This is a genomic window from Limosilactobacillus avium, from assembly GCF_947381485.1.
Taxonomy (GTDB): Bacteria; Bacillota; Bacilli; order Lactobacillales; family Lactobacillaceae; genus Limosilactobacillus; species Limosilactobacillus avium.
In genome coordinates this window covers 16,210-28,262 of the sequence record NZ_CANCWN010000015.1, presented here as the reverse complement: position 1 = coordinate 28,262, position 12,053 = coordinate 16,210, and the positions used below count along the sequence as shown (strand labels likewise).

Annotated in this window: 8 protein-coding genes and 1 pseudogene; 5 read left to right on the top strand and 4 right to left on the bottom strand. The window is 50.4% G+C overall.

Going from position 1 to position 12,053, the window contains the following annotated elements; genetic code table 11:
* Positions 1-166: 166 nt before the first annotated feature.
* The gene (locus QOS01_RS06085) at positions 167-649 is read left to right on the top strand and encodes a nitroreductase family protein (RefSeq protein WP_326521102.1); all 483 of its coding nucleotides are present in this window, start codon (positions 167-169) and stop codon (positions 647-649) included.
* Between the two features lie 141 nt (positions 650-790).
* A complete protein-coding gene (locus tag QOS01_RS06080; protein ID WP_283621541.1) occupies positions 791-1,435 on the top strand; it encodes an NAD(P)H-binding protein in 645 nt (214 codons plus the stop codon).
* A 165-nt stretch (positions 1,436-1,600) separates the two neighbouring features.
* On the opposite strand, the gene QOS01_RS06075 is transcribed toward QOS01_RS06080, so the two are convergent.
* On the bottom strand, positions 1,601-4,030 hold the full coding sequence (locus tag QOS01_RS06075; protein ID WP_283621540.1) for a glycoside hydrolase family 2 TIM barrel-domain containing protein: 2,430 nt from the start codon (positions 4,028-4,030) through the stop codon (positions 1,601-1,603).
* Positions 4,031-4,264: 234 nt separating this feature from the next.
* On the opposite strand from QOS01_RS06075, the pseudogene QOS01_RS06070 reads away from it, so the two are divergent.
* The 3 genes and pseudogenes from QOS01_RS06070 to QOS01_RS06060 all read left to right on the top strand — a co-directional run.
* Positions 4,265-5,101, top strand: a pseudogene (locus tag QOS01_RS06070) (glycoside hydrolase family 3 N-terminal domain-containing protein); the annotation flags it as partial.
* Between the two features lie 111 nt (positions 5,102-5,212).
* Positions 5,213-6,553: a glycoside hydrolase family 3 C-terminal domain-containing protein gene (locus tag QOS01_RS06065; RefSeq protein WP_283621564.1), complete on the top strand. Its 1,341-nt coding sequence runs from the start codon at positions 5,213-5,215 to the stop codon at positions 6,551-6,553.
* Positions 6,553-7,995, top strand: coding sequence for a PTS galactitol transporter subunit IIC (locus tag QOS01_RS06060; protein WP_283621539.1), 1,443 nt, complete (start codon positions 6,553-6,555; stop codon positions 7,993-7,995). Before QOS01_RS06065 ends, QOS01_RS06060 begins: the two co-directional genes overlap by 1 nt.
* Positions 7,996-8,350: 355 nt before the next feature.
* Here QOS01_RS06060 and QOS01_RS06055 read toward each other — a convergent pair whose 3' ends face one another.
* The 3 genes from QOS01_RS06055 to QOS01_RS06045 all read right to left on the bottom strand — a co-directional run bounded on the left by QOS01_RS06055 (position 8,351) and on the right by QOS01_RS06045 (position 11,796).
* Positions 8,351-9,880, bottom strand: coding sequence for a glycoside hydrolase family 3 C-terminal domain-containing protein (locus QOS01_RS06055; RefSeq protein ID WP_283621538.1), 1,530 nt, complete (start codon positions 9,878-9,880; stop codon positions 8,351-8,353).
* Positions 9,822-10,322: a glycoside hydrolase family 3 N-terminal domain-containing protein gene (locus tag QOS01_RS06050; RefSeq protein WP_283621537.1), complete on the bottom strand. Its 501-nt coding sequence runs from the start codon at positions 10,320-10,322 to the stop codon at positions 9,822-9,824. The genes QOS01_RS06055 and QOS01_RS06050 overlap by 59 nt, the downstream gene beginning before the upstream one ends.
* A gap of 64 nt (positions 10,323-10,386) precedes the next feature.
* On the bottom strand, positions 10,387-11,796 hold the full coding sequence (locus tag QOS01_RS06045) for an MFS transporter (RefSeq protein WP_283621536.1): 1,410 nt from the start codon (positions 11,794-11,796) through the stop codon (positions 10,387-10,389).
* Positions 11,797-12,053 lie beyond the last annotated feature (257 nt).

Genomic DNA, 12,053 nt, shown 5'->3' with positions numbered 1-12,053 from the left:
CTGCCCATTATATCATTGCGGGTCCTCCACCAAGGGTTTCTCCTTTACTTACTTATCTTTAGTAAGATAGAATAACAATGAATAAATTGACTAGGGAGGAATTTTCATGGAATTCAAGGAAGCCGTTAACTACCGCCAATCCATCCGTTAATTCACTAACCAGCAAATCGCCCCGGATGACCTTAAAGAGATTGTCCAACTCGCCCAGCGGACACCATCCTGGGCTAATTCCCAACCGTGGCAGGTTTACATTGCCACCGGTCAGACCCTGGAGAAAATCAAGGCTCACCACCTGGCAGCTGCCCAACAGGGCGTCAGTGGTAACTCTGACTTTCCGGTTGCTCACCGTACCCAGTGGGGGCAACAAGCCCAGGAAAACATGGCAAAGTGGGGCCAAGAACTTCAATCATATCTTGGTGACCAAATGCCCCAGATGAGTGCTGCTCAGGCCCACCTCTTCAACGCTGCCGCCCTCGTCTACCTAGTTTTGCCACAGGGCGCTACTGACTGGTCGGTTTATGACCTCGGCGCTTTTGGCCAGACCCTGATGCTCGCCGCAGCGGACAAAAAAATTGACTCAATGCCCGCCTACGAGATTGTTCGCTACCCCGATGCGGTTCGCAAACTGATGGGAATCCCGGCTAACTAGCAGGTAGCAATGGGGATTGCCCTCGGCTACCGTGACCCGGCATACCGAATCAATGGCTTCCGGACCAAGCGAGCGGCTGAGTCAACAATTTTGACAATCAAGGACTAAGCAAGTTAAGTTGAACATAAAGGAGGAATTCTCATGAGTAAAGTATTTATCGCGGGCGGCTCTGGCCGGGTCGCAACTGACCTAATCAAGGACCTGGTAGCCGCCGGAAACAACGTTGTTGCGGGGGCCCGCCATCCCGAAAAGATCATTGAGTTGGCTGGGGTCACGCCGGTCACCCTGGACCTCCATGGTGACGTCGCTAAGATTGCGACCCTGATGGCCGGCAGTGACGCGGTTTACTTCGTTGCCGGCTCCCGGGGCAAGGACCTCTTACAGACCGATGCCATGGGTGCGGTCAAGACGATGCAGGCCGCCCAGCGTGCCGGCGTTAAGCGCTACATCATGTTGAGCTCCATGTACGCCCTCCAGCCAGAAAAGTGGGCCGACTACCCGGCATTGGCTTCGATCACCGACTACAATATCGCCAAGTTCTTCGCCGACAACTACCTAATCAGCAATACTGACCTGGACTACACAATTATCCAACCGGCTTCACTGACCGAGGAAGCGGCCACCGGCAAGGTTAGCTTTGGAGAAGGCAACGACACTACGAACCCGATTCCGGACGTTGCCCGTGTCTTGGCCAGCGTACTGACGGCTGATAACACCATCGGCAAGGTCATCATGATGCGCAGCGGCCAGGCACCAATTGAAGACGCGGTGGCAGCTGTAAAGTAGCCCTCCATACCAAAGGAGTACCCGTTTCCGGTACTCACCTAAAAAATAATGCTAATACCGAAAGTACGGTCCAACATCCAGAAGGGATTCGACGTTGGACCGTACTTTTTCTGTCATTTCTTTGTATAAGGAGTTTGTTTGTATTCCTGAGGTTGTTGAATACAATTATTTGCTACTTGGTGCAATCTGAAACTTAACTTTTGCATCTGATAGTTTGGAGTTTGAAATAGTAACCGTCACCTCCCCTCGTTGCGTCGGCCGCAGGATTGCCTGGGCCTGCCCATGATAGGTATGGGTCTTAGTATCAGCATAGTTATCTTCACCTTGCGGGTTAGCATTTCCAAAGCCCACTAACTTTGCTGGGCCATCAACCGTTATCGTGAGCGGACAATCCTCTTGCGAATTCAATCGACCATTTTTATCAACCAAAGCAAGGTCAACGTAGGCGAGGTCAGCCGAGTTATTAGTAATTTGATTTTCTTCTAGCTGGGCCCGAATGTGGTCGACCTTTCCAGCCGTCTGCAGGCTAAATGATTTGCCCGCACTAGTCGCGGTTAACGTACCGGGTTGGTAAGGCAGGTTAAATATTGCCCGGTGGTCCTTAACCGCTTGGGTGGCGATTTGGTGACCATTTAGGGTTAGGGTAGCCTCCTCACCGGCAGCGTATACTTCGACCGTGACGTCTTGACCTTCGTAGCCACGCCAGGTCCAACTACTAATACCATCGATGAAGCCCCAGCTACCAAAACCAAACTCATTTGGCTCTTTCTTGATCCAGGGGTAGCGAACCGCGATGTACGGCGCCTGCCGTTTGCCAAAAACAATTTCCCGGTAGTACGAAACTGGACAGCGGTTGCCAAGCAGGTCAAAGTCCCCGCTAGCGGCAGTCCGCCACGGGTATTGGCCATAAAAGTCGCCTTGACCGCGCCCGTAGTGCATTTGACCAATGCCACACTCGCCAAGGTAGTCCCAACCAGTCCAGGTGAAATCCCCTAGCAGGTATGGGTACTTTTTAATGAGGGCCCAATTTTCACTAATCTGGTAAGGGTAGGTTTCCGTCCCCAGAATCAACCGGTGCGGGTACTTCTTGCCATCCATCACGTAACGAGCGGTCCCGTAGTTATAACCGGCAATGTCGAGGGCCGCAAACGATTCGGCCGTCGCCTGACCGGTCAGCTCATCTTCAATGACTTCCTTGGTCAAGGATGACATGTTAGCCGCGAGGGCATTGATATCCATCTTTGCCGGGTGGTCACCATTTTTTGCCTGCCCTTGTTGCATCTTTTTGGCGATTACCGCTCCCAACGTTACCAGGAAATTCGTCGCGTCGGTAATGTAGCGGGTATTATCAAGCTGACGAAGATAAGCAACAATCTTACGGGCCTGCTGTGCCCCATACGGTGTTCCCAGTGACTGAATTTCGTTACCAATTGAGTACAGAACTACCGACGGGTGATTATACGAACTATTTACGAGTGAACGGGCCATATACTTCCAGTGGCCAGTAAAGTCTTGGGCAACATCTTGGGGATTCTTTGGCCGGTCCCATGCATCGCTTAACTCGTTTAGCACCAGGACCCCATAGTGGTCACAGGCATCCAAGATATTTTGACTAGCCTGGTTGTGGGAGCAACGAATTGCGTTGAAGCCCGCAGCATGCAGCTTTTGAATCCGGCGCCATTCAGCAGCCCGGATGTCCGCAGCACCAATTAACCCGTTGTCGTGGTGAAGGCAAGCTCCCCGTAGCTTGACAGTCTGGCCGTTCACCATCAGTCCCCTTTGCCGGTTCAGGGCTAGGGTCCGAATGCCCACACTGGTTTGGGCTGTGTCAATGACCTGGTCACCATCCATAATTGCTACCTGTAGGGCATACAACGTTGGCGACTCTGATGACCACAGCTGGGCATCGGCCACATCGAGACGCTGTTGAAATTCTTCCCTGTCACCATCACCAAACATGGTTAATGGGCATGCGGTACTAGCAACGGTTTTGCCATCTGCATTATCCAATGTGATCCGGGCGGTCAAGTCCTTAGCATGGTGTCCATGGTTAATAACTTGAGTAGTCACGGCAAGCGTTGCCAGTCCGTCCGCTACTCCCATGGCCCGGACACGCAAACCATTAACCGGAATTTGAACCTCATTACCAACATAAAGGTGGACGTCCCGGTACACCCCCAGGCCGGAGTACCAACGAGAATCATCAGCACTTACCGCGGTGACCTTGATATCGTTAGTCTGGCCGTAACGTAAGAAGCGGTCGAGTGACACCAAAAAACTAGCATAGCCGGTTGGTTCACCACCTGCATACTGGTCATTAACGTACACCTTACTGTGGGTATAAACACCTTCAAACTCAAGGGTAACGTACTTAGCGGCCCATTCTTTGGGAACCATTAAGTGCTTTACTAGGGTCACCGTCCCGTTCGGGTAGTAGCCCTTCTTATTACCGGTTGGCGCATTGTGGTCACGGTCACGGTGAATTAGGTCATCGTATGGCAGGGTAACCGGCTTCCCCTTGGCAGGAGCAAGGGACAGACCACCTTGGCCACCAGTTAATACCTCCCAGTTACTGTTAAAATCTGTTGGAATCATTGATCTTCACTCCATCCTCTGTTCCTATGTAAGCGTTTCACATTCACCGTGAGTATACCGACTTCCACTGGTTGGCAAGCACTATTTTTAGGTATTTAGGGTCAATTTTAGCGTTAACAGTAAGCAAACTTCCTATTCACCATTTATTCCCCCAAAAAGCTAATATTATTTTTTAAAGCCCTTTCATAGAATTTAAATTAGGAACTGAATTAAGAATAAGGAGGTTACCCAACTATGGAGGAACCAAAAGCAATTTTAAAGAAGTTAACACTAGAAGAAAAAGCTAGTCTGTGCTCAGGACGTGGCGCCTGGCACACCAAGACCATAAAGCGGCTCGGCATTCCAGAAACGATGATGTGCGATGGCCCCGTCGGCCTGCGTAAGCAAGTTGGTAAGGAAGGCAACTTGGGAATCAACGAATCCGTCAAAACGGTTTGTTTTCCTGCCACTGCAACCCTGGCCTGGTCGTTTGACCCCCAAGCAACGGCTGCCCTTGGTAAGACCCTTGGACGGGAATGCCAATCACAAAATGTCCAAATGCTCTTAGGACCTGGAATGAACATCAAACGAAACGTCCTCGGTGGCCGTAACTTTGAATACTACAGCGAAGACCCTTACCTCACCGGTCAACTTGCGGCCGCCTACATCAATGGGCTCCAGTCCACGGGGGTGGCTGCCTGCGCCAAGCACTTTGCCTGAAACAGCCAGGAAACCTTCCGGATGTCTGGTAATTCAATCATCGCTGAGCGCCCACTTCACGAAATTTACCTGGCCGCCTTTGAACATGTTGTTAAAAATACCCACCTGCGGTCAATTATGGCCGCTTACAATTCACTCAACGGTCACTTCTGCTCGGAAAATAAGGACCTCCTTACCACCACTTTAAGAAACAAGTGGGGATTTTCCGGGATGACCGTTACTGACTGGGGAGCCGTCAAAGACCGGGTTAAGGGAATTCAAGCCGGCTGTGACCTGGAAATGCCTGGTGGCCCAGGTGCCCAAGACGATGCCATTGTAGCTGCTGTTAAGGATGGGCGCTTAGCAACGGCCGACCTCGACAAGGCCGTTTTAAACGTCCTCCGCTTCATCAAACAGGCCGTTGATAACCGGCAAACGGTCACTGGTAACCTTGATGCTGACCACGACCTCGCGGTTAAGTTAGCGACCCAGTCAGACGTGCTTATGCAAAACAAACATAACTTGCTCCCGTTAAATAAGGGACAAAAGGTAGCCTTTATCGGCGCCTTCGCCCAAAAGCCACGCTTCCAAGGTGGCGGTAGTTCGCACGTTAACGCCTACAAGGTCAGCTCTGCCCTTGATTATGCTAAGGACCAACACCTCAACATTAACTTTGTGCCTGGTTACGATGCCGATAGTGACGACCCTGACCATCAATTAGAAACTGCCGCAGTAACTGCTGCCCAGGGTGCCGATGTGGTAGTTATCTTTGCTGGCCTTCCTGACCGTTACGAAACTGAGGGTGAAGACCGGACAACCATGAAAATGCCTGCTAACCAAAACCAGCTGATTCACGCGATTAGCGCCGTCCAGCCGAATACGGTGGTCGTCCTCCACACTGGCTCACCAGTTGAAATGCCATGGAAAGATGACGTTGCTGCCATCATGAACATGGGCTTAGCTGGTGAAGGGGTCGGCGAGGCCACCGGTCAACTGCTCTACGGTCAAGCTAACCCTTCTGGTCACCTAACGGAAACTTATCCTCAACGACTGGAGGATACTTCTTCCTACCTCAACTACCCTGGTGAAAAAGGGACAGTCCACTACCGGGAAAACATCTTCGTCGGTTACCGTTATTACGACAAGAAGAAAGTCGCAGTTAACTTCCCATTTGGTGCCGGTCTCTCCTACACGACCTTTAAATTTACTAACCTAACGCTTTCAACAAGCAGCATGAAGGACACCGACCAGGCAACTATTAGCTGTGACGTAACTAACACTGGCAAGCAGGCTGGGGCAGTGACTGCTCAGCTATACATTGGCTGCCAGCACTCCGCCGTCCTGCGTCCTGTCCGTGAGCTCAAAGGCTTCCAGAAATGTTTCTTAAAGGCCGGGGAAACTCAGCAGATCACCTTTATCCTTAACCGGGAAAGCTTCCAGTACTGGAACGAACAAATTCATAACTGGACAGTTGAGTCTGGAAACTATCAACTAGCAATTGGTGACTCAAGCCGGCACTTACCATTAACCGGTTCAATCACGGTAATAGCCACGACCAAGCTGCCAATTCACTACTCAATTTATACGCCAATTGCCGAGGTAATCGACCACCCCGACGCTAAGAAGGAACTGGCCAAGGTTATGCAGCACCAGGTTTTGAAGATTGATGACCAAACGCTGGAAGCAATGGATCCCCAAAAGCGACAGAAGACGGAAGCAACGATCGAAGGAATGCTCCAAAATGCTGCTTCGATGACCCTGATGGCAATGGTTAGTCTCGGTAGCATGAGCATCAAGAAGCTCCGCCTAATGATTGACCGCCTCAATAGCAAGGAGGACGCTTAATGCTGACGACCTTAACCCACTTCTTTGCGGCATTCGGCGCTACCGTCGTGGTGCCGGTAATGATCTTCATCATTGCCCTATGCCTGCGGGTGCGTCCTAAAGTCGCCCTTGCTTCCGGTCTGTATGCCGGGGTCGGATTGACTGGTTTTTCCTGGATCATTACCGCCTTTACCCCGCTCGTCACTAAGATCATCAAGCAGATGGTCCATTCAACGGGCATTAACCTCCCGATTGTTGACCTTGGGTGGCAGGCGGGATCACTGGCCGCGTTCGGGGCGCCAGTCGGTATCCTGATCTTTGTTTTGGCCCTCATCTTCGAGCTTATCCTTTTCTGGCTCGGTATCACAAAAGTCCTCGTCCCCTCCGGTCTCTGGAACAATTACGGGGATATGATTTGGGGCGTGCTCGCCTATTACGCCACCGGCAAGTTATGGATTGCCCTTGCCCTACCAGCGTTTCTAATTTGCTTTTCACTGATTCTGTCCGAGATCCAGGCCGACCGGTGGTCAAAGTACTACCAGATTCCCAACGCCTGTACCTGTTGCCTCCACAACATTGAAATGGTGATTCCCGCCATCATTCTGGACCCGCTGTGGAATTGCCTGGGGCTCAACAGGATTGCCATCACCCCCAATGGTCTCAAAAAACGTTTCGGTGTCCTTGGTGAGCCAACTTTCCTTGGTGCCATCCTCGGTGTTTTCATTGGGATATTAGGTAATTTGACTGACCTCTTCACTTTTAAGGCCTGGGGCCAAATTCTCCAGTTTGCCATCCAACTAGCAGCGGTCATGACCATCTTCCCCCTGGTGACAAAGATCTTTGCCGATGCCTTTGTCCCACTGGCCAACGAAATTGATGCCCACCGCAAGGCCCAGGACGCCAAGGAAGGGACCATTTCCAATAAGAAACAGTGGTTCCTCGTAGTCGATGATGGTGTGGGGTACGGTGAAACGACCACTATCCTCTCGGGAATGATTCTTATCCCCATTATGGTGGCAATTGCCTTTCTCCTCCCCGGCAATCGGACCCTTCCAGTGGTCGACCTGATTGCCCTGCCATACATGTGTGAATCATTTGTTGCACTGACTAATGGTAATATCGCCAAGGTGATTGCCAATGGGGTCGTCTGGTTTAGCGTCGGCCTCTATGCTTCATCCTGGCTGGGGTCAATCTACACCGGCGCGGTTTCACACTTTGGCGTCGCCCTACCAGCCGGGGTGGTAATGATCACTAGTTTTAACCTGATGGCCCGACCAATCAACGCCTTGATCTTTGCCGCATTTATTTCCCAAAGTCCCCTGTGGATTGGTATTTGTATCGTTGCCTACCTTCTTTCACTAGTTGGCTTACGACGTTATCGACCACAAATCTGGTCCTACCTGAACAAGATGGCTAGCAAGAACGCCAGCAGCAAGGATCACGCTATCCAAACAAATAAATAGCAACTACTTAAATGGCCCCCTACAGGCAATTAAATTACTTGTAGAGGGCCGCGCTTTTTAGGGAGCAATTGTTTCACTATTTATATTTTGTGGGGCCACAGGGCCAGGTACTTTTTGGCGACTGCTAACTCCAGTCTAGCATCGTATAATTCTTGGCTTTTCTTTGCCCGTCGCTGATTAGTGAAGCCCGGGGTTAATGACCACCAGCTTCGACTAATGATTTTTTAATAGTGGTTTGCCACAGCCAGTTGGGAAGCGTAATGGACTTATTTATGATTCCCCTTTACAATTACAAATACAAAGCGACTGCTAACTGCCGTATTTACCGGGTGTTAGCAGCCGCTTCATTTTTCTTTTATTCAACTTGGGCAACAAATTGCCGCTTCGTGCCGTCAATCAGGGCATCCTTTGTGACGGTGACCTTTCCTTTGGTATTCAAGTTATCCGATACATCCCCAGCCAACAAGGTGAACTGGCCATGCTCAACCTTCCACTTCATATCTTCATCCAAGAAAGCGAACAGGCTCGGGTTGACGATGAAGGTAACCGTCTCCTTCTCACTAGGTTGGAGTTCAACCCGTTTGAACCCGGCTAACTGCTTATTGGGCCGAACCATTGAGGCGACCTCGTCTCGAAAGTAGAGTTGGACAACCTCGGCACCGGCCACGTGGCCAGTATTTTTAACGTCCACACTGACCTTAAATACTTGATCAGGGGTGACTTGGTCATGGTCAACTCGCAGGTGGTCAACCTTAAAGCTCGTGTATGAGAGTCCGTGGCCAAAGGCATAGCGTGGTGTCCGCGGCCCGTCAACGTAAGTATTGAAGGCTGCGGATGCCCCTGTATCAGTCCCCGAACCATTGTCATGGTTATAGTAAACCGGAATTTGTCCGGCGTTCCGGGCTACCGAGCAGGTTAGCTTGCCGGACGGGTTAATTTTGCCCGTCATAATGTCGGCCAGGACTTCCCCACCGAATTCGCCAGGTGTCCAGGCCTCAATAATGGCGTTTAAGTACTTATCGGCCACATCACTGGAAATCGGCCGGCCGTCAAAGTGGACCCCTACTAAGGTCTTGCCTAGCTTGGCAACCTGCTTAATAAACTTATCCTGAATTGCCGGCAGGTTAATGCTTTGGGAATCAATCCCTTCCCCGGTGGTCGAGGTCATGTTCCAGCCGTACTTACCACCAAGCGTCAGAACAACAACATCCGCCTTCTTAGCTACTGCAAGGGCCTCAGCGAAGTGCGTATCGTCATTGCCGACATAGGGGAAGCCGTATGCGTACTCGACAGTTGCCCGTGGACAGGCGTCCTTAAGCGCAGCAAAGAGACTCTTTGCCTGTGGGTAACACTGCCGGGTCAGTTTCTCAACGGCAGCCGGTTGACGGTGCACGATTGACCCGGGATAGGTATTCACGGTTGCGTGGGGGTTAACCGGTGAATCATCATCGGTTTCGATTCCGGCCATCGTGACCTTAACCCCGACCGTTGATTCTTTCATCCCCATATAGGTGTAGCAGCCAAAAAGGGACCGAACTGAATCGGCGTGGCAGCCGATTACGGCAATCCTCTTGGTTTCAGTGTTGAGCGGCAATGCACCATCGTTTTTTAGCATGATAACTGATTTAGCAGCCGCCTCCCGGCTAATCTTCTTTGCTGCCGGGTCACTGTAAATTTTGGCGACCTCATCGTTTTCTTTAGCAAAGGGGTGTTCGAATAAGCCGAGTTTAAACTTCGTTACAAGGGTGTGATAAACGGCCCGGTCAAGGTAGGCCTCATCTAGTTGGCCATTCTCAATCATCTTTACCAGGTCCTGGTTGTAACAGTTAACAATTGGCAACTCGGCATCCATCCCGGCCAAAGCGGGGATCGCGGGTGACGTCAAGGACGGGGGCACACACCTGCCGCATTCCCACTGCCCGACTCTGCTTACCAATGACCTTCCCAACCTCTTCCTCAAGGACGGGGTCCCAGGTCGAAGCCTGACCAATTCCTGATGGAAAGGTTGTTGAATTAGCCACCAGGGGGCCCGACAGTGACTCAATATGGAACAAAGCTGGGATGTGGTGGTCAGACAGGCGCATTGCCAATCGCTGGTCTTCGTTGACCATCTTGGCAACCGCCTGCTCTGTTGGCATTGCCACAGCAATCAGGTTAGAAACCTGGCCGAAGCCGTGGGGAAAGAGGTCGTCCGCCTTCCGCTTTCCCATTTGAGCCCGTCCAAAGCATTGGACTTGCCCTAACTTTTCGGCTAGTGACATCTTACTTAGCAGGTCCTTCGCCCGCTCCTCTGCACTAAGCGCGGAGTTTAAATACTTTTCCGTCATCGTTCATTTCCTCCTTAAATGAAAAAGCCATAGCTTAACTTAGTTATGACTTTTGAACCTAAAACTATTTTTCTGGAGTACCCTTATCGCTTGCTTGCTGAGCCCGCTTCTTCTTTAACGCTTCACGAATGGTTGGTAGCTGAGCATCCAGCTTGTTATAACCAAGCAGGCGGAAGCCAAGCATGAAGAAGAGCACAGCGGGAACCACTGAGAAGAGCAGCCGAATCATCAGGATTGACAAGCCCGAGTTCGTGGCGGCTGAACCGGTGTAACCATAGGCACTTAAGAAAACTCCTAGGCCGGCAGAACCAAGCGCCGCACCCAGCATGTTCATCAGGTTATTCAGGCTTGACATTGTTCCTTCCATCCGGGCTAATCCCCGGTATTCGTTAAAGTCAGCACAATCCAGAATCAAGAGAACCAGGAGCATTGAGAATGGTACCGCCCCGGCTCCAAAAAGAATTTGGCCAACCATCAACAGTGGAACGTTGCCACCCGCAAAGTAGTTAATCAGGTAACCGAGTGAAGCGATGAAGAACCCGGCTGACATCAGCTTGGCAGTCGAAAACTTCTTGATCCAGCGGGGGAACAGGAAGGCCAATGGCAGGACGATGATGTTTGCCGCGGATACAATTCCCATAGCACCAACGTTGTGGGCAATGTACTTGTAGTAATAAACCTGGACCCCCATGCTGGTAATAAAGTTGAAGAAGAAACCAGCAAAGCAGATAATCCAGATGTAACGGTTATTCTTCAAAACCGTCAAAATATCCTTCCAGCTAACCCGGTTAGCCTTCTTGGCATCCTGGGCAGAAGAATCAATTTGGTATTTTTCAGGAATGAAGAACATCCGGAACAGGCCCAAGATGGCCATTGGAATGGCCCAGATTAATGCTAAATGACTCCAGCCAGCAGCACTATTTTCGTAAACCTTGAGCATCATTGGGAAGAGAATATTGAACAGGATTGAAACTAGCATAACAATGATTCCACCGATTGAAGTAATCTTGTTAATCTGTGGTTTCTTGAATGCCCGTGGGAAGTACACCGTATTTGAAGCCACCAGGATTGGGTAGAAGATTGAATTAACCAAGGTGTACATCACGAATACCCAGATTACCTTGGCGGTCATACTAAACCAACTCGGCGTCGAGAAGAGCAGGAAATTTGCTAACCATAGGCCAATAACGAATAATTCGAATGGTCGTGCTTTCCCCCACCGGGTGACGGGGGCGTTATCAACGATCCAACCCGCAATAGCGTTAGAAAAGGCATCAACAACCTTTGACACAACCATTACAACACTAACAATTGCGGCAGACATCTGTAGGGTGTCAGTACAGTACAACATTAAGAAACCGGCAAATAGAATAACAATTGACCGTGAAACTTCACGACTTTGCCAGCACCATAGATCCTTTTGACTAACATAGTCCGGTTTTTGCTTCCGGGCTGCTGCTTTTTTGCCAAACATACTATTCACGCTTTCTTTTTTATCCTTGTAAGTAACGATTACCAACCCCCACCAACTATTCTTGGCGCCTTAACTGCCGATGAGGGAGCCATTTAGGTTTGCCCTAATTACACCCCATATCATAAAGAAAGCGGATACATTGGTAGGGCAAAAATTAGCTAAATAGGATTTATTTTAACTGATTGCGATAATTTCGTGAAAAAATTACTAAATTTGATAATAAAAGAAGGGGGGCGCTAGTGCCCGGAAAATCCGAA